Raw genomic sequence first — 22,964 nt, 5'->3', positions numbered from 1 at the left:
AGTACGGTCAAGTGCATGATCGTCACCCTACGGTGCGGCGTGCGGCGCGGACAACTCCCCCTCGGCAGCGGCGACGGCGCCGCTCTGGGCGGGCACACCCCCCGCCACCGGCCCCGACGCGGCCTTCGGCGCCTGAGACTGCGCGATGAACGCCCCCACGAGCACCACCGCTCCGCCGAGGATCTGCGGCGCCGACAGATGCTCACCCAGCAGCACCCACGCAAGCACCGTCGCGATGACCGCCTCCAGGCACGCCACCACACCCGCCACCTGCGGCGAGAGCCTGCGCACCGAGATGACCCCGGTGACATACGCCAGCACTGTGGCGATCAGCACGATCCAGCCCAGCAGCAGCGCCGCCGGCACCTGCGTACCGTCCATGTCCGCGCTCCCGCCGAGCAGCGAGAAGTCCATCCCCCACGGCCGCGCCACCAGCGTCAGCACCGCCGCGCCGATGAGCAGTCCGTACGCGATCACACCCAGCGGATCCGCCGCGTCGTCTCCGTCGCCGCCCTGGTCGGACAGGACGAAGTAGCCGACCTGGCAGCATGCCGCGGCCAGCGCGAGCAGCAGCCCGATCGCGTCGAACCCGACCCCCGCCCACACCTCGACGACGCATGCGAGTCCGGCGACCGCGAGAACCACGCCGACCGCCGCGGCCCGGGTGACGGGCCGGCGCTGCACGAAGCGGACCCAGCCGAGGACGAGCGCGGGGGCGAGATATTCGATGAGCAGTGCGACGCCGACCGGGATCCGGGAGATCGCCGCGAAGTAGCAGGCCTGTACGCCGGCGACGGCGAGCAGCCCGAAGCCGACGAGCAGTGCGGGCTTGCGCAGCACCAGGTCCCGGTGGCGCCAGGCCACCGGCAGCATGATGAGGGCGGAGCCGGCCACTCGCAGCCACACCACATGCAGCGGGTCGAGACCCGCTTCGATCAGCGGCTTGGCCGCGACACCTGATCCACCGAATGCGAACGCCGAGCCCAGGGCGAGTCCCAGGCCGGCGCTCCTTTCCTGAGACGCGCGCATCGGCACATCATGTCAGCGCCGGTCATGACCGTCACCCCCGTGACACATGTCGAGATGTGCGGGTCGCCCAGGAGTTGCCCGGCCGCTATCCGGCCACTATCCGGCGGCGAGCCGCCCGCCCAGGAGCTCCAAGTCCACCCCGGCCCGCTCCAGCACTTCCACGGCCCGGCACTCCTGGTCGGCGGCGAGGCGGCCGAGCAGATCGATGCCCCCGGCTCGTGCGTCGCCGCGCACATGCGCCCGCTCCACCGCGCCCTCCATCGCGGCCGCCGCCGAAGGCGACCATCCCGACACCTCCACGCCCGTCCCTCGTACGACGGGAACGGTGCCCGAGTCCTCCACCGAGCCCTGCCAGCGCAGCCCGTACCCGATGCTGCGCTGCACGAGATACCCGAGCACCCGCGCGACCTGCGGTCCGGCGCCGAGAGCGGCACGGACTTCCGGGTCCGACTCGATCAGGGAGTGCAGCAGATGGGCCGTATCGATCTGCCGGTCGCCGTCGCGCAGCGCCCTCCTGCGCGCACCCGCGACCACCGAGGCCAGCTCCACGGTGAGTCTGGCGTCGATCTCCGTACGGGTGGCGGCGGGCTGCTGTGGCACCCGCGGGAGAGGGCTTTGCACATCTCCTACCTCATCAGCTCCCGGGGGCCCGGGCGTCGCCGTCGGGGCCCATTTGCACGTCCCACGGAGGTTGGGTGCACCCGACCGGTTTCTCCTCCTTGCGGATGAGATCACGACAGTTCTCCCCGAGGGGCGCGCGCCGCCTTGCCATTCGCCCCGTACGCACCATGTCCGACTGAGCAAGGTGATCTGACTGTTCATCAGTATTGAATGTTCCGGCAGGTACAGCTACGTTCCGCGACACCGTAACCCGACACGAAGGGGTGGTCGTATGGCCGAAGTCAGTGCCGAGGCCCGTATCGAGGCACCGGCCGAGAAGGTCTGGGCCCGGCTGACGGACTTCTCCAGTTACGGCCAGTGGAACGCCACCCACACCAGCTTTCCCAAGGGCGGTCCGGCAAGCCTGGAGCGGGGAGCCACCTATGAGGAGAACATGAAGCTCATGGGGTTCCCGGCCGAAGTGGCCTGGACCGTGTACGAGTTCGAGGCCGGCCGGGTGCTGGGCATCAAGGGCAAGGGCCCGATGGGCGTCAGCGTCGGCAACCGCTACACGCTCACCCCGGACGGGGACGGCACGAAGGTGCGCATCGACGGGGAGTTCACCGGCGCCGCCGTGTCCCTGATGGCGGGAAAGCTGAAGGACTCCGCGACCGCCGCTCTCAACGAGTCGCTGCGCAAGCTGGGCGGACTGGTCACCTGAGATCCGCACCCCCGCACCCCCGCACCCGTATACGAGGAAGGGCCCCGCGCGAGTGCACGGGGCCCCTCTCATACCTCTCCTGCGTACTCAGTGTTCGTCGGCGAGGATCAGATAGAGCTTCTTACGGGCTTCGTTGATCACGGCGACTGCCTTCTGCCGCTGCTCGGTGCTGCCGGTCTTCCAGACCTGGCCGAACGCCTCCATCAGGCCGAACCCGGCCTGCCGGATCTCGTTGACCGTCTCCCAGTCGACTCCACGCCCGGCCTCTTCCCACGGAGCCTCCGGCCCCGATTCGGCCTCGGCGCGCCCCGAGTCGGTGAGCGTGAACAGCTTCTTGCCGCCCTCGCTCTCATTGGTGATGAGACCTTCGTCCTCGAGCAGCTGGAGCGTCGGGTAGACCGAGCCCGGGCTGGGCCGCCAGGCCCCGCCGCTGCGCTCGCCGATCTCCTGGATCATCTCGTAACCGTGCATCGGCCGGTCCTTGAGCAGCGCCAGGATCGAGGCGCGCACATCACCGCGCCGCGCCCTTCCCCGACCGCCGCCACGACCGCGTCCGCCACCGAAGGGCCCGCCGAACGGCGGCCCGAACGGGCCGAACGCCCCACGGCGTCCCTCGAAGTCGCCCCGACCCTGATGGCCGGGACCGCAGTGCCCATGTCCCTGACCGTGTTCGTGTCCTTGTCCATGTGAACGCATCGCTACGCTCCTTCCATCGTTGATCTGTCGCGATGCGTCAACGATATATCGGAATGTGTCGCCTGGCAACGGTCAAACGGTCCAGCAACCCCGAATTGGCCTTGGCCTGCGGCTTTGCGCCGCCCCTACGGTCAGCTCATGCGGATTCGAATCGTCGACGCCTTCACCGACCGCCCCTTCACCGGTAACCCCGCCGGAGTCCTGCTCCTGGACTCCGACCGGTTCCCTGACGACTCATGGCTCCAGCAGGTGGCGACCGAGGTGAACCTCTCTGAGACCGCCTTCGCCCACCCCCTGCCCCCCGGCGGCGAAGCCGACTGGGCGCTGCGCTGGTTCACCCCGGCCACAGAGGTCGACATGTGCGGCCATGCCACGCTGGCCACCGCTCATGTGCTGCACACCACCGGCACCGCGAGCGGCACGGTGCGCTTCGCCGCACGCTGCGGCATCCTCTCCGCCACCGCTCACGAGGACGGCACGATCACCCTCGACTTCCCGACCTCCCCGCTCACCCCCGTCGAGATCCCGGACGGCCTCGCAGAGGCGCTCGGCGCCAAGGTCGTCTCGGCGCACGACACGGGCCCGCACATCGGCGATCTGGTCGTCGAACTGGCCGACGAGAGGGCCGTACGGGCGCTGACTCCGGACTGCCGCGCCCTGGTGGCCCACTCCGAGCGCGGCATCATCGCGACAGCAGCCGCCGAAGACCCGGCCGGCTCCTACGACTTCGTGTCGCGCGGCTTCTTCCCCCGGGTCGGCATCGACGAGGACCCGGTGACCGGCAGCGCGCACACGGAGCTCGCTCCGTTCTGGTCCGCCCGTCTCGGCCGCACGGAACTGACCGGCCTGCAGGTCTCCGCCCGCTCAGGCCTGGTCCGCACCTCGCTGCGCGGCGAGCGCACCCTGCTCACCGGTGACGCAGTCACCGTCATCGATGGCGAGCTGCTGACCACGCCGAGCAGCTGACCGCGCCCCGACCGGCAACCGCAACGCCAAGGGGCGTACGGCAGCCGCCGTACGCCCCTCGTCCCACCCCGGTCACGGCGTGGGCAGCCATCCCACCTTCCCGGCCAGCAGCGCGTACCCGACGAAGGCCGTGATGTCGAGCAGCGCGTGCGCGGCCACCAGCGGCCCGACCCGCCCCCACCGCCGGTAGAGCAGCACGAAGACCACGCCCATCACCATGTTGCCGACGAAGCCGCCGATGCCCTGGTAGAGGTGGTACGAACCGCGCAGCACCGAGCTGGCCACCAGCGCCGCCATCGGCGTCCAGCCCAACTGCCCAAGTCTGCGCAGCAGATACCCGACGACGATCACTTCCTCCAGTACGGAGTTCTGGATCGCAGAAAGGATCAGCACGGGGTACTTCCACCACACCTCGGGCAGCGCCTCCGGCACCACGGTGAGGTTGAACCCGGAGGCCCGGGCCACCAGGTAGAACGCGAGCCCGGCGCTGCCGATGCCCGCCGCGACGAGGGCGCCGCGCCCGAGGTCGGCCCATGGTCTGCTCCGGTCGAAACCGATCGACCGCAGCCCCACGCCCTCCCGCAGCAGCAGATGCGCGACGAGCAGGACAGGCACCAGGCCCGTCGCGATGTCGAAGAGCTGCCAGGCGAGATCGAGCCATGGCCGCCCAGGGGCGTACGACCCGTTCAGCGTCGCCGCCTGCTCCTTGAGGCCACCCGGCTTTGTCACCGATCCGACAAAGCTGATCAGCGCCGACACTCCGCTCGCACCCAGCGAGACCGCGAGTACGAGCAGCGTCTCGGACCGCAAGATCCTTCGCGACATGCCCTCTTGAGGAAGAGAACCAGCCACGCGTCCCGCCTCCGCCTGCACACCTGCCTCCAGTTGAGTAGTCCCGCCGCATCCCCATCCTCGCCCCGCCAGGGTCTCGAATGCAGGTGCGAAGATCGCGCGCGACAGGCCGGAGGACAAGCGTCATCGCAATGACGCGGTCCCCTTTTCCTTGCTCGTCTTTTCCTTGCTCGTCGTTCAAGGAGGGGCACCACCGCATGGGACGTCACAGCTTGCCCGACGACGAGGCGACGGACACAGGCAGGTCCCGTCCGCGTGGACGCCGTTACTGCAAGGTCGCGCAGGAACCCGCCGCCGGCACCGCCACGCCCGGCTACGAGATCTGGCCGCAAGGCGATCACGGCGGTCGGTCAGGCGGGCCGGACCGCCGCTCGGTGAAGGCCCACCCAGCGAAGGCCGCCCAGTGAAGCCGCTCAGCGAAGGGCGCTCAGGAGTGCGCGCCGGGGTAGCCCACCGGCCAGGTGTGCACCGGCTCGCCCTGGTGCATCAGCTCGCAGTATCGGCGGGTGGTCGCGGCGAGGGCGGCGTCCCGTTCCAGACCGGCCTCCAGCGCGCGGTGGTACGTGTCGGCCTGCCACGACGCCCCGTTCACCCGCCGCTTGCACCGCTCCTCGATCACGCCGAGATAGAAGTCCCGGTCGGCGGGCTCGACATTCCAGGCGTCGAGCCCGGCCGCGGCCAGCGGCAGCAGTTCGTCGCGTACGAGTTTGACGGCCGGCACCTGCGTGATGCCGCCGATCCGGCCAGGGCGCGGCCACTGGAGCTCGGCGTCGATGCCGTGGCGGCACGCGGTGTCGAAGTTGTCTGCCGCGGCGGCGAACGGCAGCCTGCTCCACACCGGCCTGGCCTCTTCCGCGAGCGCGCGCACCAGCCCGTAATAGAACGCGGTGTTGGCGATCACATCGGTGACGGTGGGCCCGGCGGGCAGTACGCGGTTCTCCACCCGCAGATGGGGCACGCCGTCCACGACCGCGTACACCGGGCGGTTCCAGCGGTAGACCGTGCCGTTGTGCAGGACGAGTTCCTGCAGCCGCGGTACACCGCCGTCGTCGAGCACCCGCAGCGGGTCCTCCTCGTCGCAGATCGGCAGCAGGGCGGGGAAGTAGCGCAGATTCTCCTCGAAGAGGTCGTACGCGGAATTCACCCACCGCTCGCCGAACCAGGTCCGCGGGCGCACGCCCTGGGCCTGGAGCTCGGGCGGCCTGGTGTCGGTGGCCTGCTGGAACAGCGGTGGCCGGGACTCACGCCACAGCTCCCTGCCGAACAGGAAGGGCGAGTTGGCGCCCACCGCGACCTGCACGGCGGCCACCGCCTGCGCGGCGTTCCACACGTCGGCGAAGCGGGCAGGCGTCACCTGGAGGTGCAGCTGCACCGACGTGCAGGCCGCCTCGGGAGTTATCGACGCCGAGGTGCAGGTCAGCCGCTCCACGCCCTCGATGTCGAGCGTGAAGTCCTCGCCGCGCGCCGCGACGATCTGGTCGTTGAGCAATATGTATCTGTCGACGTCGGAGAGGTTCGCGGAGACCAGGTCCTGCTGGGCGAGCGTCGGCAGAATTCCGATCATCACGATCCCGGAGCCGACCTCGGCGGCTTTCCGGTTCGCGTATCCGAGACCGGTGCGCAACTCCTCGGCCAGCTGGTCCAGCACACGTCCGCTCAGCCTGTGCGGAACGATATTTACTTCCAGGTTGAACATTCCGAGCTCGGTCTGGAAATCACGGCTCGCGATACGCTCGAGAACTTCCGCATTCCTCATCCGTGGCAGCCCGTCGGCACCTGCGAGATTCAGCTCGATCTCCAGGCCCATGAGATTCTTGGGCCGGTCGAACCTCTTCTCCGCCAGCAACCTCCCCAGTCCCGCGAGGCACTGCTGCAACTTTCGCCGGTACCTTTGCCGATCGGACAGGTCGATCCCGCCTGCCACGACCTTCTCCCCCATCGAAGCGTCCCTCCTCGAGTGGGCACCACGCAGCATCAGCCGCTCGCGTCACGGACGATAATGCCCAGACTGACTGATCCCTAACGCCCCGCGAACGGTCCGCAGCCGGTAGGGTGTACTGAGTGATCGAGCGGCACATTCCTTCGGCATGATGCACTACGCAGTTACCACCGCCTGACGCCTGGTGAAAAACACCGACGGGTTTCGGCCTACCGCTCGGCCGATGAAATCCCAGGCCGCGGCCCTGCGCTCACGATAAATCGGCAGAAAGACGGCAATAGAAAGACCTGATACCGCCTTGCCGGAAATGCGCACGAGCGCTAGCAGAAACACTGCGTGAACACGATTCGTATAAACTCCGTGAACAAGGCAGAGAGTTGGCGCCCGGCGGCCTTTCCGGCCCCTCTGGCCCCGCACGCTGACAGCGCCGTCCGCACCTGCCCTTGCCCCTTGCACCAACCCTTGCACCAACGTGTCTCCGAAGTGAGAGGCGACCCACCATGCCGCTGCATGTCCCCCCGGCTCCCGCGCCTGCCCTGCGCAGCGTCCTCGCGGCACTCGGTTCCCCGACAGCCGTCCGCGAGGCCCGCACACCCGCCCTCAGGTCCGTCCAGGGACCTGTGAGCCCCGAACTGCCGCTTCCCGTCCACGTACTCGATCAGATCGTGCCGATCGACAGTGCCCCCTACACCCGCCTCACGGGCTGGCGTTTCCTGATCCGCAGCGGCGAACGAGCCGTGGCCGCGGCGGAGACGATACTCACCCCCGACGGCTGGGCCTTCTCCCACTTCTTCGAAGGGCCCTACCTCAACTCCACCGAACGAGCGCTGCGCCAGGCCGAGTCGATGAAGACTCCCTTCCAGCCGCGGCTGCTCTCCATCCCCGAGCTCTACATGCTCACTCTCTGGCTGCACGGCGACACGGACGCCGACGCCTCGGCAGGCACACCCCTTCCGACGGACGTCCTGGTGCCGCTGCGCCCCGCGCCTCCCGGCATCACGGCACACCGGCCGCACCGGGTCGCCGATCTGCTGCCGGTGATGACCCTGCGGCTCACACCGGCGCCGCTGCTCGGCTCCCCAGCCTGACCGTCCGCCCCGGCTCGAGCCGCACCAGCGCGCTGCTCGAGCCCAGCTCACGCCCCCTTCGCGCCCCGTGACCACCCGGTCACGGGGCGCACTGCTGCCCCATCCGGACTAGCCCAAACCGGCCCCCTCGAACCACCCGAAAGGACAGTGGAGTTGAGCTGAACCCTCCGCCCGAGTGATACGTCATTAACCAGTAAGAAGAGCTGCCGCGAAATCCCTGCGGATTGACGCCCGTGGGGCAACACTGGGATCGGACCGACAGATACGGGGGGCGGCCATGAACACCTCATCGAGCCGCAGGACAGTCACAGTCACTACAACGCAGCGAGAGAACCCACCCATGTGCCAGCACAAGCCTGCCTGCCCGACATCCGACTCAGCCGACCGGGAAGCCGCCCGCCTCATGGCGCACCACCCGGAGCAGGGCTGGAGCCTGCTGTGCAACGGCGTCCTGCTCTTCGAGGACACCGGTGAGCTGCTGCCGGACGGCCAGATCATCGCGCCGCACCGTCCGCGGGCGAGCGGGCAGGTGATGACGGCCGCCTAGCGCCGTCCGTACGAGAAGGGGGCCGGCCCGGAGACAGATCTCCGCACCGGCCCCGACGCATGAGCGCCGCCGCGCCCGTCAGTTGTCGTACTCCTCCAGCGGCGGGCAGGAGCAGACGAGATTACGGTCGCCGAACGCACCGTCGATCCGGCGCACCGGCGGCCAGTACTTGTCCGAGGCGCTCACTCCATCCGGGAAGACCGCGTCCTCGCGGCTGTACGGGTGCTCCCACTCCCCGCCCAGCGCCGCCGCGGTGTGCGGAGCGTTGCGCAGCGGGTTGTCGTCCGCGGGCCACTCGCCCGAAGCGACCTTCTCGATCTCCCCGCGGATCGCGATCATCGTGTCGCAGAAGCGGTCGATCTCGGTCAGGTCCTCGCTCTCGGTGGGCTCGATCATCAGCGTGCCGGCCACCGGGAAGGACATCGTCGGCGCGTGGAAGCCGTAGTCGATCAGGCGCTTGGCGATGTCGTCGACGCTGACGCCGGTCGCCTTCGACAGCGGCCGCAGGTCCACGATGCACTCGTGCGCGACCAGACCGGCCGGACCGGTGTAGAGCACCGGGTAGTGCGGCTCCAGGCGCTTGGCGATGTAGTTGGCCGCGAGCACGGCGACCTGCGTGGCCCGCTTGAGGCCCTCGCCGCCCATGAGCCGTACGTACGCCCACGAGATCGGCAGGATGCCCGCCGAACCCCACGGGGCGGCGGAGATCGGTCCCACGCCCGTCTCGGGACCGGCGGTCGGCTGAAGCGGGTGGTTCGGGAGGTACGGGGCGAGGTGCGCCCGTACGCCCACCGGGCCCACGCCCGGACCGCCGCCGCCGTGCGGGATGCAGAAGGTCTTGTGCAGATTGAGGTGCGAGACGTCGCCGCCGAACTTGCCCGGCTTGGCGAGGCCCACCAGCGCGTTGAGGTTGGCGCCGTCGACGTACACCTGGCCGCCGGCCTCGTGCACCTGCGCGCAGATGTCGGCGACATGCTCCTCGAACACGCCATGCGTGGACGGGTAGGTGATCATCAGGACCGAGAGCTCGTCGCGGTACTGCTCGATCTTGGCGCGCAGGTCCTCGATGTCCACCTCGCCGTCGTCGGCGGTCTTCACCACGACGACCTTCATGCCCGCCATCACCGCGCTGGCGGCGTTGGTGCCGTGCGCGGAGGACGGGATGAGGCAGATGGTGCGCTGATCGTCGCCGTTGGCCCGGTGATACGCGCGCACGGCCAGCAGACCCGCGAGCTCGCCCTGCGAACCGGCGTTGGGCTGGATGGAGACCACGTCGTACCCGGTGACCTCGGCGAGGCGCTCCTCCAGCTCGTGGATGAGCGTGAGGTATCCGGCGGCCTGCTCGACCGGCGCGAAGGGGTGGATCTGCCCGAACTCCGGCCAGGTGACCGGCTCCATCTCGGTGGTCGCGTTCAGCTTCATGGTGCAGGAGCCGAGCGGGATCATGCCGCGGTCCAGCGCGTAGTCGCGGTCGGCGAGCTTGCGCAGGTAGCGCAGCATCGCCGTCTCGGAACGGTGCTGATGGAAGACGGGGTGGGTGAGGTAGTCGTCCGTGCGCAGCAGGGCGGCCGGCAGGGTGTCGTCGGTCGCCGCGTCCAGCGCCTCGACATCGGCCTCGACGCCGAAGGCCGCCCAGACCGCGGTCAGTTGGGTACGGGTCGTGGTCTCGTCACACGCGATGGAGAGGTGGTCGGCGTCGACGAGGCGGAGGTTGACCCCGCCCTCACGCGCGGCGGCCACGACGTCCGCGGCCTTGCCCGGCACCCGTGCGGTCAGCGTGTCGAAGTACCCCCCGTGCACGACCTCGACGCCACCGGTCCGCAGCCCCTCGGCGAGGATCGCGGCGTACCGGTGGGTGCGCTGCGCGATCCCCCTGAGCCCCTCCGGGCCGTGGTAGACGGCATACATCCCCGCCATCACGGCGAGAAGCACCTGCGCGGTACAGATGTTGCTGGTGGCCTTCTCGCGGCGGATGTGCTGCTCACGGGTCTGCAGCGCGAGCCGGTACGCCTTGTTGCCGTCCGCGTCCTGGGACACGCCGACGAGCCGGCCGGGCAGGCTGCGCGCGAACTTCTCGCGCACGGCCATGTAACCGGCGTGCGGGCCGCCGAAGCCCATCGGGACGCCGAAGCGCTGCGTGGTGCCCACCGCGATGTCGGCGCCCAGCTCGCCGGGCGAGGTGAGCAGGGTGAGCGCCAGCAGATCTGCGGCGATGGTGACGATCGCGCCGAGCTCGTGCGCCTGCTCGATGACGGGCTTGATGTCGCGTACGGCACCGGAGGCGCCCGGGTACTGCAGCAGCAGGCCGAAGACGCCGCGCTCCGCGATCTCGGCGGGGATGCCGTCGCTGAGGTCGGCGGCGACGACCTCGACGCCGGTGGGCTCCGCGCGGGTCTCGATCACCGCGAGGGTCTGCGGCAGGGTGTCGGCGTCGACCAGGAAGACGCCGTTCTTCACCTTGCCGACCCGGCGGGCCAGCGACATGGCCTCGGCGGCGGCCGTGCTCTCGTCGAGCAGCGAGGCGCCGGAGGTGGGCAGACCGGTCAGATCGGCGACCATCGTCTGGAAGTTGAGCAGCGCCTCCAGCCGGCCCTGGGAGATCTCCGGCTGGTACGGCGTGTAGGCGGTGTACCAGGCCGGGTTCTCCATGACATTGCGCAGGATCACCGGCGGCGTGAAGGTGCCGTAGTAGCCAAGGCCGATCATGGGCGCCAGCACCTGATTGCGGTCGGCCAGCGTGCGCAGCTCGGCGAGCACATCCGCCTCGGTGCGCGCGCCCGGGAGGTTCAGCGCCTCCGCGCTCTTGATCACATCAGGCACCGCGGCGGCGGTCAGCTCGTCGAGCGAGCCGTAGCCCACCTGCGCCAGCATCTTCGCCTGAGCCCCGGCGTCGGGCCCGATGTGGCGCTGCTCGAAGGGGATGCCTTGCTCAAGCTGGGAGAGCGAAATGCGGTTGGCGGTCATTTAGGAGGCCTCCTGGTCTGACACGACCGGCGAAGGGCACCACGCGCGGATGCCCGGACGGCCTCCCCCTCTGTCATCTCAACCTGAGAGCTTCACCGGGGCGCACGCATGTGACGCTCCGGCTTTCACCGTCGGTGAGAGCGGATGCCGTCCGACGCCCGCCCTGCTTTCCAGAGTGACCTCGTCCGTGCGGTACAGGGGCCTGAGAGATTCCGGGGAGGATTTGCTCCTTCGGCGCCGCCGGTACCTTCTACCGGTGGACTCTCCCGCACGGGGTCAGCAGCCGCTTGACAGCCTACCAGCGCGCCCCCTCGCCGATCGCTCAAGTGGCCGACACCCTCGATGTGCACTTTTGTAGTATTTAATCAGCAGTTGCGACCTATTGGAGGGACCGTGCAGACCGATATCGATCCGCGCAGCCTGATCGGCCGCAAGGCGTTCGACCGCAACGGCCACAAGATCGGGACTGTGGACGAGGTGTACCTGGACGATGCCACGGGTGTGCCCGAGTGGGCGGCTGTGCGAACCGGCCTGTTCAGCCGGGACGCGTTCGTCCCGCTGGAGCCGAGCAAGCTCGTCGACGACAGCCTGCACGTCCCGTACGAGCGCTCGCTGATCAAGGATGCCCCGGACTTCGGAGTCGGTCGCCATCTCTCCCCGGAACAGGAGCTTCAGCTCTACCACCACTACGGCCTCGACCTCTCCGAAGGTCCCGAAACGCCCGCTCCCTCCTCGGGGGACCGGTCCTTCGGCCGAGTCGCAGGCCAGGAGGACTGACCCGCACTCTCCACCGCCGCGGGCCGCCCTACGAGCGGCAGCGGATCGGAGGGCTCCAGATCGGGGTCGTCGACCCGGAAGGTGCGTACGCGCCCCGGCGGCGACCCCGGCTCCTCGAACCGGACGGTGACCCGGCCGAGCCCGCTGCCCTGCACCCACCCCGCCCCGTACTCGGCATGCCGCACGTCGTGCCCGGCCGCCCAGCGCCGCGCCGCGAGCGCCTCGTGCTCCGCCCCACCCGCCCCGGCACCTGCTCCCGTCCCTGCCCTGGCCGCGCCGCCTGCCCCTGCCCCCGCTACGGCAGCGGTTCGGGTCCCTGCCCCAGCTGCGACCGCGCTCCCTGCTCCTGCTGCGGCAGCGGTTCGGGTCCCTGGCCCAGCCCCCGCCCCCGCCCCAGCTGCGGCCGCGGCTGGGGTCCGTGCCCCAGTTCCCGCCCCCGCCGCGACTCGGGTCCCCGCCTCTGCCCCGGCTCCCGCCGTGTCCTTGGTCGCGTGCGCGTCCCCCTCGCCCTCGGCCGCCTCCGCATGTGATTCGTGCTCGGCCCGCTCATCGGCCGCGGCCTGGGCGAAGAGATCCTCCTGCGTGTAGTCCGCGAGCCCCGTCACGCCCACCCCCAGCAGCCGCACCCCACCCGTCGTGTCCACCGCTTCCAGCAGCCGCCCGGCGGCCTCCCGCACCACCGCCCGATCATCCGTCGGCCCACGCAGCGTCTCCGAGCGCGTCAGCGTCGAGAAGTCGTACCGCCGTACCTTCAGCACGATGGTCCGCCCCGAGTGCCCGGACGCCCGCAGCCGCTGCACACACCGGTCCGCCAGCCGCTCCACCTCGATCCGCACCCGCACCCGGTCGTGCAGATCCACATCGAAGGTGTCCTCCACCGACACCGACTTCGCGTCCCGCTCGGCCACCACCGGCCGGTCGTCGTACCCCATGGACATCCGGAACAGCGAGGTGCCGTGCGCCTTGCCCAGCAGCCGTACGAGTTCGTCCTCGCCCGCCTCCGCCAGCTCGGCGACCGTCGTCATCCCGGCCCGCCGCAGATGCTCCCCGGTGGCAGGCCCCACCCCCGGCAGCGTCCGCACGGACATCGGCCCGAGCAGTTCACGCTCCGTACCGGGCTCTATGAGCAGCAGACCGTCCGGTTTCGCCTGCTCGGAGGCGATCTTGGCGAGCATCTTGGATCCGGCGAGCCCGACGGACCCCGTCAGCCCGGTGACGGCGAGGATGTCCCCACGCAGCCGCTCACCGGCCGCCCGCGCGGAAGCCGCGTCATCGGCCGAGCCCCCCGCCTCCAAGTCGACGAAGGCCTCGTCCAGGCTCAGCGGCTCCACCAGCGGCGAGAGCCTGCCGAGCAGCTCCATCACCTGCTCGCTCACCGCGCGGTAGAGCGAGAAGCGCGGCACGAGATACGCGGCGTTCGGCGCCAGCCGCCTCGCCTGCGCCATCGGCATCGCCGAGTGCACGCCGAAGCGCCTTGCCTCGTACGAAGCGGTGGCGACGACCCCGCGCGGCCCGAGCCCCCCGACGACCACCGGCTTTCCGCGCAGACTCGGCTTCGCCGCCTGTTCGGCGGCGGCGAAGAAGGCATCCATGTCCAGATGCAGAATCGTCGGCGCGGTTCTCACATGTTCGATGCTGCCCTACGCCACTGACAATGGCGCCGACAGACAGGGGCACCATCCTGCAGTGGCGATCAGCAGCGACGACGGGCGACCCGCGCCGGGGCTCAGACGGCCCGGTCGCGCCTGCGCCTGGCCAGCTCGTCCGAGGGGTTGTTCCCCACGAGGGTCTCGCCGGTGTCGATCCGCTCGCCGTGCAGCTGAGACAGCGCCGCCTCGACATCCCGCCACACCACACCGACGGCGATCCCGAAGACCCCCTGCCCGCCCTGAAGCAGGTCGACCACCTCGTCGGGCGACGAGCACTCGTAGACCGTGGCGCCGTCGCTCATCAGCGTCATGCGTTCGAGGTCCGTGACGCCGCGCGCCCGCAGATGCTGCACCGCGGCGCGGATGTTCTGCAGCGCCACGCCGGTGTCGAGAAAACGCTTGACGATCTTGAGGACGACCACATCGCGGAAGCTGTAGAGCCGCTGTGTGCCCGATCCGTACGCCGGCCGCACGCTGGGCTCGACCAGCCCGGTACGCGCCCAGTAGTCGAGTTGCCTGTAGGTGATGCCCGCCGCCGCACAGGCGGTCGGCCCCCGGTAGCCGATCGTCTCCCTCGAAGGGTCGGCCGCACTTCCGTGGAGCGGATACGGCCCGCCCTCCCCCAGACTCCGTCCGGGGGCGCCCCCTGCCGTACCGTCGCCGCTATTTCTCACGCCGACCTCCGTCCTTGACCTGCCATCTCGACGGTAGGCAGTCACCCGGGGTGCGTCAACGATCGCCACACTCGGCACGCCGAGTGATAATCACCCTGAGAGTGGTTTCTCGTGCCCCTATTCGGGGAAAAGCTACTCGAATGCGCTGACGCCGCCCGTCGCGGCGGTCACTGGCTGTTGGTGCCGAAGTCCTCTGGCGAGATCTGATCGAGGAACTCGCGGAACTTCTCCACCTCGTCCTCCTGCTCGTCCGGGATGGCGATTCCCGCGTCGTCGAGCACCCCGTCACTGCCGTAGATCGGCGTACCGGTGCGCAGGGCCAGCGCTATGGCGTCGGAGGGTCTCGCGCTCACCTCGACTCCGCTCGCAAAGACCAGCTCCGCGTAGAAAACCCCTTCGCGCAGGTCAGTGATGCGGACCTCGGTGAGCTCCTGGCCCACCGCCTCCAGCACGTCTTTGAAGAGGTCATGCGTCAGCGGCCTGGCCGGTGCCATGCCCTGCTGGGCAAAGGCAATGGCGGTGGCCTCCCCGGGACCGATCCAAATGGGGAGGTACCGGTCGCCTCCCACTTCACGTAGGAGCACGATCGGTTGGTTCGAGGGCATTTCGACCCGGACACCCACTACGTCGAGCTCGTTCACACAGCAACCCTAGGACTTGCCCGACCGGTTTGGGTAGTCGGGCTCCCCCAAGATCAGTGCAGTCGTACTCCGAGCGCTGTCTGCACCAGGGCAGCGTGAAGCCGCACGGACAGGGCCGCCAGCTCCTTCGTCGTCGCCTCGGCGTGCGCTCTGGTCTGCGGATTACGGTGCCGCCGCAAGGGTGCGACCACCTGCTCGACCAGCCCCGCCTCACGGTCGGCGGCAGCCTTCATCGCCCGCAGATGCCGGGGTTCGAGACCGAATCTCCCCAGATCCGCGACCAGCCGCGCAACGGTCACCGATTCGGCGTCGTAGCCGCCGTCCCCGTCCCGCGCCAGCAGGCCGTACGACTCCCACTCGTCCAGCTCCGCCTCACTCACCTCGGCGGCGGCAAGGAGCTCCGAACGGCCCACCCGGGCAGCGGTCACACGCTCCGAGTCGGATTCCCAGGCACCGTCGAGCAGCTCCCGCTGCGGCCCCTGCGCAGGCATCTGCACCTGCTCACCGCGGCCGAGGGCGTCGAGATGCTCGCGGATGACCTTCAGCGGAAGATAGTGGTCCCGCTGCATCCGCAGCACCTGGGCCAGCCGCTCCACGTCCTCGGGGCTGAATTTGCGGTACCCGGACGGGGTGCGCCGCGGCTCGACCAGCCCCTCGGCCTCCAGGAAACGAATCTTGGAGATGGTCACTTCGGGAAACTCGTCGCGCAGCTGGCTGAGCACCGTGCCGATGCTCATCAGCCTCTCGCCCGCTGTGGCGGTGCCGTGACCGGCACCGCCCGTCGGTGTTCGCAGCATGTACCTTCCCTGGGGGTCCCCCCGGACGGAGTCTGGGGGAGGGTCACACGCCCCGCTGGCTCGCATAGAAGACCAGCCGGTACTTGCCGATCTGAACCTCGTCACCGTTCGCCAGGAGGACCGAGTCGATCCGCTCGCGGTTGACGTAGGTGCCGTTGAGACTGCCGACGTCCGCGACGGTGAAACTGCCGTCCGGGCCCCTGCGGAACTCAACATGACGGCGCGAGACGGTGACGTCGTCGAGGAAGATGTCGCTCTGCGGATGGCGGCCGGCCGTGGTCAGCTCGCCGTCCAGCAGGAAGCGGCTACCGGAATTGGGCCCGCGGCGCACCACCAGGAGCGCCGAGCCGAGCGGCAGCGCGTCGACGGCCGCCTGGGCCTCGGGAGAGAGCGACGGAACCTGCGTCTGGCCCGTCACCTCGGAGTCGTACGCCTCGATGCCGGAGATGGAGATCGTCGAGGTCGTCTCAGAAGGACGCTCCGCCGGTGTCCCGCCGCGCAGCGGTGCGCCGCAGTTGGAGCAGAACCGGCTGGCCTCGGCATTGCGGTGCCCGCACCTCGTACAAACCAAGGCCGACATGGACGGATCCTCCTGCCGCGGCTGTGCCGCGTGGGGATTGGTCGCATACGGGTCGGAGGGAAACCCTCCACCCGTACTTGAGGTTGATGGTTCCCCGAAACCTATGCGGCCGGGACCGGCAGGGTCAACAGACGACGCGCCCTGACCGCCCGAAATGTCACCGCCCGGACCACCGACCTCGTCCCGGAAGAGCGGCCGCTCAGCGCCCTGCTCCTCACTCTGGCCATGGCGCGGCGCGCGATGCTTGGCGTTGCCGCCGTCCTCGCGTGCGCTCTTGCCGAACAACTTCCCAAACAACTTCACGGGCGATTCCCCTTGACCGAAATAGACCCGCCCGTGGGGCAGGACGAACCCTCAATGATCACACCTGCCGACCCGGACATCCTCACAACGTCCGTAACCACCAGACAGTTTCCACCACACCGCAGCGTTGTGATGTGCCGACCCCCCGCAACCTCATGCCCTGGTCCGCCCGACCCCATGCGCCCCCGCCTCACTGCGCCGACGACCGAGCGTAGTCAGGCCGCTTCGCAGGTCGCAAGGCATCCACGACGATCTTCTGTGAGCGCTCCACCGTGGCGGTGGCCTGCTCCTTCTCAAGCGTCTGCACCACACCGCCGGGGATGTTCAGGGCGGGCTCCAGGTCCTGCGGCTTGCCGATGACCTTGAAGCTGTACGGCGCGGTGATCTTCTTGCCGTCCACCTCGATCTCACCACCCGTACCTGTGAAATGGGTGTCAGCGACGACCCGGATGTCGTTGACCTGGATGGCTTCCGCACCGGCGGCACGCAGTTCCTGGATCGCGTCCAGCAGCATGTCCGACTCAACCGTGCCGGACGGGTCCTCGATGGTCAGCGTGATGCCGGGGCCCTGTGCCGCGACCGTGCCCGCCAGGATGCCGAGTTGCTGCTCCTTCTGCCGCGTCTGCTTGCGCGCCTCTTCCGCCTGGTCCGAGCTGCTCTCCAGTTCGGTGCGCTGGTCCTCGAGGCGCTGCTTCTCGTCCTCGAGGCGCTGGGTGCGGTTGTCGAGTTCGTCGAGGATGCGCACCAGGTCCTCCTGACGGGCCCCCCGCAGCGCGCTGTTGTCGCTGGTCGAGCGGACCTGGATGGCGAGCCCCAGACCGAGGACGAACAGCAGCAGGGCGACGATGAGTTGGGCGCGGCTGACCCGCGGCGGCCACAGCACCGCGCCGAGCCGCTGGCGACCGGTCTGCTGCTCGGCCTCGGGCTGGTCCTGCTCGGCATGCCCCGGCTCTGGCTGCTTCGGCTCTGGCTGGTCCTGCTTGGGCTGGTCCTGCTTGGACTCGGGCCGCTCAGGCTCGGGCCGGCTGGGCTGGTCCGGCCGGCTCGGCTGGTCGGACTGGCTCGGCTGGTCGGACTGGTCCGCCGACGGCGCGACCGCCTCCGGCTCCTCACCCTTCGGGTTCTCTTCGCTGTTCATCGGCCTCACGCCCGGAACACATGCCGGCGGATCGCGGCAGCGTTGGAGAAGATCCGGATGCCGAGCACGACCACCACACCCGTGGACAGCTGGGCGCCGACGCCCAACTTGTCACCCAGGAACACGATCAGTGCTGCCACCACCACGTTCGACAGGAAGGAGACGACGAAGACCTTGTCCACGAAGATCCCGTCGAGCATGGCCCGCAGGCCGCCGAAGACCGCGTCGAGAGCCGCGACGACAGCGATCGGCAGATAGGGCTCGACCACCGCCGGTACCTCGGGCCGGACCAACAGTCCGACCACGACTCCCACGACGAGGCCCAGTACGGCGATCACGATGTGCCCTTCCCTGTGTCAGCCGTGCCCTGCCCGTTGCCCGTCCCGGCGTCGGCGGTCTTCGGCTCTGCTGTACGTACGATCAAGCTCGGCGCGGCCGGCAGCCGCACCTTCTCCTCGCTGGAGATGCTGGTGCGGATACCGAAGTTCTCCTGCAACGCGTGCAGATACTGTCCGTCGGCACTGTCCTGGAAGGCGGTGCTCAACTTCTTGCCGTCCCCCACCGCGAGCACCGTGTACGGCGGCACCAGCGGCCTGTTGTCGACCAGTATGGCGTCGCCGGCCGCGCGGATCGCGGACAGGGCGGTCAGCCGCTGCCCGTTGATCGCGACCGCTTCCGCACCCGACTCCCAGAGCCCGTTGACGATCCGCTGCATATCGCGGTCGCGGACCCGGCCCGTGTCGCTGAAGCCGCTGCTCTCCCGCGGCCCGTCGCCCCCCTGATCGGTGTCCTTCGCATCGTCTACGACGAGCTTCACACCCGGCCCCTCCACCTCGGTGGCGCCGGAGAGCAGTGCGACGAGTTCCCCCTGGCCCCCGCCCTGTGTCTTGAGGGCCTTGCGCTGCCGGTCCCCCACCTCGTCCCGGAGTTCGTCGACGCTCCGCTCCAGCGCGTCGGCGTCGGACGTCTCGGCGCCGATCCGGTCGATGAGCTCCTCGCGCTCCTTCGCCACGACCGGTGCCGATATCCGCGCCTGCGCGGCTCCGACGGTGACGACCAGAGCAGTCAGCACAAGGCCGGCGGCGAGTCCGAGCTTCGCACGTAGCGTGCGAGGCAGTCCCCCGCCCTCGGCCTCCCTGCGGGCAGCCGCCTCCGCGTATCCGTCGTCGAGGCTGTGCTCCATAACGTTCGTCAGCAGCGACATGGACGCATCGGGACGTACGGGTGGAGCGCCGGTGCTCCGAACGGGGGGCTGCTGCGACATGCCGCACATCGTCGCACGTCGCGGGCGCTACCGCCGAATGGCCCCACCGGTGTGCCGGAAGCCGTCGAAAGACAACTTCCGGCACACCCGTCCCACCTCAGTTACCTGCGCTGTCCACGACGGCAGACCACTCGTCGAGCAGCGCCTGCGCCGAAGCGTCATCAGGCCCCTCTGCCCACAGATGGGTGACGGCCTCCGCGGGGTCGGGAAGGACCATGATCCAGCGGCCGTCGGCCTCGACGACCCGTACCCCGTCGGTCGTGTCGACGTGCCGGTCCCCGGCCTCCTCGACGACCCGCCGCATCACCAGCCCCTTGACCGCCCATGGGGTCGCCAGATCGCGCCGCAGCACATGTGCCCGCGGGATGCGGGCATCGATCTGGCTCAGCGTGAGCTGCGTACGGGCCACCAGCCCGACCAGCCGCACGAACGCCGCCGAAGCGTCGAAGACACTGCTGAACTCCGGCACGATGAAGCCACCGAGGCCGTCACCGCCGAAGATCGTGGTCTCCTCACGCGCGACCCGCGTCAGATCGTCGGGCGATGTCGTCGTCCACTCGACCTGCGTGCCGTGGTACGCCGCCACCTGCTCGGCGATCCGTGTGGTGGTCACCGGCAGCGCCACCCGCCCGCTGCGCCGCTCCGCGGCGACCAGGTCGAGCAGCACCAGCAGCGCGCGATCGTCCTCGACGATCCGTCCTCGTTCGTCGACGAGGGAGAGCCGCTCGCCGACGGGGTCGAAGCGCACCCCGAAGGCGGCCCGCGCCGAGGCCACGATCTCGCCGAGCCGAACCAGCCCGGACCGCCGGGCGTCGGCCGACTCCGTGGGCCGGGACTCGTCGAGGCCGGGGTTGATTGTCAGAGCGTCCACCCCGAGCCGGCCGAGCAGGCTCGGCAGAACAAGTCCGGCGCTGCCGTTGGACGCGTCGATGACGACCTTCAGCCCCGATTCGGCGATCCCAGATTTGTCGACATTGCGCAGCAGGGATCCGGTGTACGAGTCGAAGACGCTGGACGGGAAGTACAGGTCCCCGATCTCGCCCGGGAACGCCCTCCGGTATTCCTGGCGCGCGTACACCCGGTCCAGCTTCCGCTGTCCGGCCTGGGAGAGGTCCGCTCCGCGTTCGTCGAAGAACATGATGTCGACGGAGTCCGGCACACCTGGAGACGTACGGATCATGATGCCGCCCGCGCTGCCTCGCGCGGTCTGCTGCCGCGCGACGGGCAACGGCACGTTCTCCAGGTCCCGTACGTCGATGGCACTGGTCTGCAGAGCCGAGATCACGGCCCGTTTGAGCGCACGGGCACCACGGGAGTGGTCACGCGCCGTGGTGACCGTCGCCCCCTTCTTGAGGGTGGTGGCGTACGCACCGGCCAGCCGCACCGCCAGTTCCGGCGTGATCTCCACATTGAGGATCCCGGTGACGCCCCTGGCACCGAAGAGATGTGCCTGCCCCCTCGACTCCCAGATCACCGAGGTGTTGACGAAGGCGCCGGCCTCGATGGTCTTGAAGGGGTAGACGCGGACATTGCCCTGGATGACCGATTCTTCGCCCACCAGGCACTCGTCACCGATGACGGCGCCTTCCTCGATGCGCGCCGCTCGCATGATGTCGGTGTTCTTGCCGATCACGCAGCCGCGGAGGTTGCAGTGGTCCCCGATGTACACGTTGTCGTGGATGACGGCCCTATGAAGAAAGGCACCGCTCTTCACGACGACGTTGGAGCCCACGACCGTGTGCTCGCGGATCTCCGCATTGGCTTCGACCTTGGCGTAGTCCCCGATATACAGCGGACCGCGGAGCACGGCGTCCGGATGCACATCCGCGCCTTCCGCCACCCACACACCGGGAGAGATCTCGAACCCGTCGAGCTCCACGTCCACCTTGCCTTCGAGGACGTCGGCCTGCGCCTTCACGTAGCTCTCGTGCGTGCCCACGTCCTCCCAGTAGCCCTCGGCGATATAGCCGTAGATCGGCTTGCCTTCCTTCATGAGCTGCGGGAACACATCCCCGGACCAGTCGACGGACACGTCTGCCTCGACGTAGTCGAATACTTCGGGCTCCATGACGTAGATGCCCGTGTTCACGGTGTCCGAGAAAACCTGTCCCCAGGTCGGTTTCTCCAGGAAACGCTCGACCTTTCCCTCTTCGTCCACGATGGTGATACCGAATTCCAGCGGATTCGGCACTCGCGTCAGACACACAGTGACCAAACCGCCCTTCTCCTTGTGGAAGGAGATCAGATCGGTGAGATCGAAGTCTGTGAGCGCATCACCGGAGATGACGAGGAACGTGTCGTCCTTGAGTGCTTCCTCGGCGTTTTTCACGCTCCCCGCGGTGCCGAGTGGCTTCTCCTCATTGGCATAGGTGAGCTCCATCCCGAGCTCTTCGCCGTCACCGAAGTAGTTCTTGACGAGTGAGGCGAGAAACTGCACGGTTACGACGGTCTCATTGAGTCCATGCCGCTTGAGCAATCGCAGCACATGCTCCATGATCGGCCGATTGGCCACCGGCAGGAGCGGCTTGGGCATGCTCGAGGTCATAGGGCGAAGTCGGGTTCCTTCGCCACCGGCCATCACGACGGCCTTCATGTCGGAAGCGTCCTCCTTGAAGAGACGACGGTCTAGCCGACTTCACCCGCCTAACGAAGCCCTCTGGCGTCATGCGCGGCCGGCAACGCTGCACGGCACCGCATCGACGAGGTCAATCGGCCACTGTGTCCGCCTTGACGAGTCGGCGGACCTGGACCACATAGAGGATCCCTGCCCACCAATAGAGAGTTGTACCCCATCCTGCGAACGCCCATCCGAAAATAGCAGCCAGTGACGCAAGCCACCCGCTGCCGTCACCGAGTAGCAGCAACGGGAAGGCACACATCAGGTTGAACGTGGCTGCCTTGCCCAGGAAGTTCACCTGGGGCGGCGGATAGCCGTGCCGGCGGAGGATTCCCACCATCACCAGCAGCATCACTTCCCGCGCCAAAAGGGCGGCGGTGAGCCAGATGGGTAGAATCTCGCGCCAGGTCAGGCCCAGCAGGGTGGACAGGATGTACAGACGGTCGGCGGCGGGGTCGAGAAGCCGCCCCAGGCGGCTGATCTGGTTCCATCGTCGGGCAAGCTTGCCGTCGAGATAGTCAGTGACGCCGCTCAGCATCAGCACGAGCAATGCCCAGCCATCACTGTTGGGCCCCCCGAAGACGGGGCGAAGAATCAGCCACAGGAAGAGCGGCACACCGAGGAGACGCGCCATGCTGAGGATGTTGGGGATGGTGAGTACCCGGTCCGTCTGAACGCGGGTCTCCTGGACCTCCACCCGGGAGCCTCCTGTGTGGAACGTGCCAACGATGCCCCCTGACCTTACCCTCAGCCACTGTCGACGCATGCACAGGGGTAGGACCGCGCAACCCTGAACGCAGGAAAGCCCCGCACCAAAATGGTGCGGGGCTTTCCCACAAAGATTGTTCGGCGGCGTCCTACTCTCCCACAGGGTCCCCCCTGCAGTACCATCGGCGCTGAAAGGCTTAGCTTCCGGGTTCGGAATGTAACCGGGCGTTTCCCTAACGCAATGACCACCGAAACACTATGAAGATATCGATCCGGAACCCCGGCCATGGGGGCTCGACAGTTCGTTACTTCAGAACTGACACAGTGGACGCGAGCAACTGAGGACAAGCCCTCGGCCTATTAGTACCAGTCAGCTTCACCGGTTACCCGGCTTCCACATCTGGCCTATCAACC

Annotated in this window: 22 protein-coding genes, 2 rRNA genes and 1 riboswitch; of the genes, 6 read left to right on the top strand and 18 right to left on the bottom strand. The window is 68.7% G+C overall.

Translation table 11 applies throughout. From position 1 onward, the window contains the following. Positions 1 to 27: 27 nt before the first annotated feature. Positions 28 to 1,029 (bottom strand): DMT family transporter, encoded by a 1,002-nt coding sequence (locus ACFYWY_RS09655; RefSeq protein WP_389182353.1) that lies wholly within the window; start codon positions 1,027 to 1,029, stop codon positions 28 to 30. A gap of 96 nt (positions 1,030 to 1,125) precedes the next feature. After that, positions 1,126 to 1,650, bottom strand: a complete 525-nt coding sequence (locus tag ACFYWY_RS09650) for a Clp protease N-terminal domain-containing protein (RefSeq protein ID WP_389182350.1) — start codon at positions 1,648 to 1,650, stop codon at positions 1,126 to 1,128. 271 nt (positions 1,651 to 1,921) lie between these two features. Here ACFYWY_RS09650 and ACFYWY_RS09645 point away from each other — a divergent pair, with 271 nt between their 5' ends. Beyond that, on the top strand, positions 1,922 to 2,350 hold the full coding sequence (locus ACFYWY_RS09645; protein WP_389182346.1) for an SRPBCC family protein: 429 nt from the start codon (positions 1,922 to 1,924) through the stop codon (positions 2,348 to 2,350). Positions 2,351 to 2,437: 87 nt separating this feature from the next. Here ACFYWY_RS09645 and ACFYWY_RS09640 read toward each other — a convergent pair whose 3' ends face one another. Next, positions 2,438 to 3,046, bottom strand: coding sequence for a PadR family transcriptional regulator (locus ACFYWY_RS09640; protein WP_389182343.1), 609 nt, complete (start codon positions 3,044 to 3,046; stop codon positions 2,438 to 2,440). Positions 3,047 to 3,184: 138 nt separating this feature from the next. On the opposite strand from ACFYWY_RS09640, the gene ACFYWY_RS09635 reads away from it, so the two are divergent. Next, positions 3,185 to 4,012, top strand: coding sequence for a PhzF family phenazine biosynthesis protein (locus ACFYWY_RS09635; RefSeq protein WP_389182340.1), 828 nt, complete (start codon positions 3,185 to 3,187; stop codon positions 4,010 to 4,012). A gap of 72 nt (positions 4,013 to 4,084) precedes the next feature. On the opposite strand, the gene ACFYWY_RS09630 is transcribed toward ACFYWY_RS09635, so the two are convergent. Further along, entirely contained in the window at positions 4,085 to 4,837 is a 753-nt protein-coding gene (locus ACFYWY_RS09630; RefSeq protein ID WP_389182337.1) for a CPBP family intramembrane glutamic endopeptidase, read from the bottom strand. Positions 4,838 to 5,061: 224 nt separating this feature from the next. On the opposite strand from ACFYWY_RS09630, the gene ACFYWY_RS09625 reads away from it, so the two are divergent. After that, positions 5,062 to 5,271, top strand: coding sequence for a hypothetical protein (locus ACFYWY_RS09625; RefSeq protein ID WP_389182334.1), 210 nt, complete (start codon positions 5,062 to 5,064; stop codon positions 5,269 to 5,271). A gap of 20 nt (positions 5,272 to 5,291) precedes the next feature. Here ACFYWY_RS09625 and ACFYWY_RS09620 read toward each other — a convergent pair whose 3' ends face one another. Next, a complete protein-coding gene (locus tag ACFYWY_RS09620; protein WP_389182331.1) occupies positions 5,292 to 6,803 on the bottom strand; it encodes a glutamate-cysteine ligase family protein in 1,512 nt (503 codons plus the stop codon). A gap of 500 nt (positions 6,804 to 7,303) precedes the next feature. Here ACFYWY_RS09620 and ACFYWY_RS09615 point away from each other — a divergent pair, with 500 nt between their 5' ends. Together ACFYWY_RS09615 and ACFYWY_RS09610 are read left to right on the top strand one after the other, a co-directional pair. Beyond that, positions 7,304 to 7,891 (top strand): hypothetical protein, encoded by a 588-nt coding sequence (locus tag ACFYWY_RS09615; protein WP_389182329.1) that lies wholly within the window; start codon positions 7,304 to 7,306, stop codon positions 7,889 to 7,891. A 340-nt stretch (positions 7,892 to 8,231) separates the two neighbouring features. Next, positions 8,232 to 8,438 carry a DUF5999 family protein gene (locus ACFYWY_RS09610; RefSeq protein WP_389182326.1) on the top strand — a complete coding sequence of 69 codons (207 nt, stop codon included), beginning with the start codon at positions 8,232 to 8,234 and terminating at the stop codon, positions 8,436 to 8,438. Positions 8,439 to 8,516: 78 nt separating this feature from the next. On the opposite strand, the gene gcvP is transcribed toward ACFYWY_RS09610, so the two are convergent. Further along, positions 8,517 to 11,402, bottom strand: a complete 2,886-nt coding sequence (gcvP, locus tag ACFYWY_RS09605; protein ID WP_389182323.1) for an aminomethyl-transferring glycine dehydrogenase — start codon at positions 11,400 to 11,402, stop codon at positions 8,517 to 8,519. A gap of 180 nt (positions 11,403 to 11,582) precedes the next feature. Further along, a riboswitch (glycine riboswitch) is annotated at positions 11,583 to 11,681 on the bottom strand. A gap of 102 nt (positions 11,682 to 11,783) precedes the next feature. Between gcvP and ACFYWY_RS09600 the strand changes: the two genes are divergently transcribed. Further along, positions 11,784 to 12,179, top strand: coding sequence for a PRC-barrel domain-containing protein (locus ACFYWY_RS09600; protein ID WP_389183080.1), 396 nt, complete (start codon positions 11,784 to 11,786; stop codon positions 12,177 to 12,179). Here ACFYWY_RS09600 and ACFYWY_RS09595 read toward each other — a convergent pair. The 12 genes from ACFYWY_RS09595 to ACFYWY_RS09540 form a co-directional block, all read right to left on the bottom strand. After that, positions 12,089 to 13,804 carry a DNA polymerase IV gene (locus ACFYWY_RS09595; RefSeq protein ID WP_389182320.1) on the bottom strand — a complete coding sequence of 572 codons (1,716 nt, stop codon included), beginning with the start codon at positions 13,802 to 13,804 and terminating at the stop codon, positions 12,089 to 12,091. The genes ACFYWY_RS09600 and ACFYWY_RS09595 overlap by 91 nt on opposite strands. A 101-nt stretch (positions 13,805 to 13,905) precedes the next feature. After that, positions 13,906 to 14,502, bottom strand: coding sequence for a MerR family transcriptional regulator (locus ACFYWY_RS09590; RefSeq protein WP_389182317.1), 597 nt, complete (start codon positions 14,500 to 14,502; stop codon positions 13,906 to 13,908). Between the two features lie 167 nt (positions 14,503 to 14,669). Beyond that, positions 14,670 to 15,143, bottom strand: coding sequence for a bifunctional nuclease family protein (locus ACFYWY_RS09585; protein WP_006123076.1), 474 nt, complete (start codon positions 15,141 to 15,143; stop codon positions 14,670 to 14,672). 53 nt (positions 15,144 to 15,196) lie between these two features. Continuing rightward, positions 15,197 to 15,940 carry a MerR family transcriptional regulator gene (locus ACFYWY_RS09580; protein ID WP_389182314.1) on the bottom strand — a complete coding sequence of 248 codons (744 nt, stop codon included), beginning with the start codon at positions 15,938 to 15,940 and terminating at the stop codon, positions 15,197 to 15,199. Positions 15,941 to 15,983: 43 nt separating this feature from the next. Further along, a complete protein-coding gene (locus tag ACFYWY_RS09575; protein ID WP_389183077.1) occupies positions 15,984 to 16,865 on the bottom strand; it encodes an FHA domain-containing protein in 882 nt (293 codons plus the stop codon). Positions 16,866 to 17,013: 148 nt separating this feature from the next. Continuing rightward, positions 17,014 to 17,961 carry a DUF881 domain-containing protein gene (locus ACFYWY_RS09570; protein WP_389182311.1) on the bottom strand — a complete coding sequence of 316 codons (948 nt, stop codon included), beginning with the start codon at positions 17,959 to 17,961 and terminating at the stop codon, positions 17,014 to 17,016. A gap of 5 nt (positions 17,962 to 17,966) precedes the next feature. Then, positions 17,967 to 18,299, bottom strand: coding sequence for a small basic family protein (locus tag ACFYWY_RS09565; RefSeq protein WP_003970459.1), 333 nt, complete (start codon positions 18,297 to 18,299; stop codon positions 17,967 to 17,969). Next, positions 18,296 to 19,225 (bottom strand): DUF881 domain-containing protein, encoded by a 930-nt coding sequence (locus ACFYWY_RS09560; RefSeq protein ID WP_389182308.1) that lies wholly within the window; start codon positions 19,223 to 19,225, stop codon positions 18,296 to 18,298. The genes ACFYWY_RS09565 and ACFYWY_RS09560 overlap by 4 nt, the downstream gene beginning before the upstream one ends. A 97-nt stretch (positions 19,226 to 19,322) precedes the next feature. Beyond that, positions 19,323 to 21,818, bottom strand: coding sequence for a sugar phosphate nucleotidyltransferase (locus tag ACFYWY_RS09555; protein WP_389182305.1), 2,496 nt, complete (start codon positions 21,816 to 21,818; stop codon positions 19,323 to 19,325). Positions 21,819 to 21,930: 112 nt separating this feature from the next. Continuing rightward, complete coding sequence (locus ACFYWY_RS09550) at positions 21,931 to 22,539, bottom strand: CDP-alcohol phosphatidyltransferase family protein (protein ID WP_389182301.1); 609 nt, start codon at positions 22,537 to 22,539, stop codon at positions 21,931 to 21,933. Between the two features lie 147 nt (positions 22,540 to 22,686). Further along, positions 22,687 to 22,803, bottom strand: a 5S ribosomal RNA gene (rrf, locus tag ACFYWY_RS09545). Between the two features lie 87 nt (positions 22,804 to 22,890). Next, positions 22,891 to 22,964 (bottom strand): 23S ribosomal RNA (locus tag ACFYWY_RS09540); the annotation flags it as partial.

This window comes from Streptomyces sp. NPDC002870, assembly GCF_042888505.1.
Classification (GTDB): Bacteria; Actinomycetota; Actinomycetes; order Streptomycetales; family Streptomycetaceae; genus Streptomyces.
This window is presented reverse-complemented; position numbering and strand designations above follow the sequence as displayed.

Excerpts from the sequence above, each read along its gene's own strand:
- ACFYWY_RS09655 (WP_389182353.1), bottom strand. The coding sequence starts at position 1,029 with ATGCGCGCGTCTCAGGAAAGGAGCGCCGGCCTGGGACTCGCCCTGGGC.
- ACFYWY_RS09645 (WP_389182346.1), top strand. The coding sequence starts at position 1,922 with ATGGCCGAAGTCAGTGCCGAGGCCCGTATCGAGGCACCGGCCGAGAAG.
- ACFYWY_RS09640 (WP_389182343.1), bottom strand. The coding sequence starts at position 3,046 with ATGCGTTCACATGGACAAGGACACGAACACGGTCAGGGACATGGGCAC.
- ACFYWY_RS09635 (WP_389182340.1), top strand. The coding sequence starts at position 3,185 with ATGCGGATTCGAATCGTCGACGCCTTCACCGACCGCCCCTTCACCGGT.
- ACFYWY_RS09630 (WP_389182337.1), bottom strand. The coding sequence starts at position 4,837 with ATGTCGCGAAGGATCTTGCGGTCCGAGACGCTGCTCGTACTCGCGGTC.
- ACFYWY_RS09625 (WP_389182334.1), top strand. The coding sequence starts at position 5,062 with ATGGGACGTCACAGCTTGCCCGACGACGAGGCGACGGACACAGGCAGG.
- ACFYWY_RS09620 (WP_389182331.1), bottom strand. The coding sequence starts at position 6,803 with ATGGGGGAGAAGGTCGTGGCAGGCGGGATCGACCTGTCCGATCGGCAA.
- ACFYWY_RS09615 (WP_389182329.1), top strand. The coding sequence starts at position 7,304 with ATGCCGCTGCATGTCCCCCCGGCTCCCGCGCCTGCCCTGCGCAGCGTC.
- ACFYWY_RS09610 (WP_389182326.1), top strand. The coding sequence starts at position 8,232 with ATGTGCCAGCACAAGCCTGCCTGCCCGACATCCGACTCAGCCGACCGG.
- gcvP (WP_389182323.1), bottom strand. The coding sequence starts at position 11,402 with ATGACCGCCAACCGCATTTCGCTCTCCCAGCTTGAGCAAGGCATCCCC.
- ACFYWY_RS09580 (WP_389182314.1), bottom strand. The coding sequence starts at position 15,940 with ATGCTGCGAACACCGACGGGCGGTGCCGGTCACGGCACCGCCACAGCG.
- ACFYWY_RS09570 (WP_389182311.1), bottom strand. The coding sequence starts at position 17,961 with ATGAACAGCGAAGAGAACCCGAAGGGTGAGGAGCCGGAGGCGGTCGCG.
- ACFYWY_RS09560 (WP_389182308.1), bottom strand. The coding sequence starts at position 19,225 with ATGTCGCAGCAGCCCCCCGTTCGGAGCACCGGCGCTCCACCCGTACGT.
- ACFYWY_RS09555 (WP_389182305.1), bottom strand. The coding sequence starts at position 21,818 with ATGAAGGCCGTCGTGATGGCCGGTGGCGAAGGAACCCGACTTCGCCCT.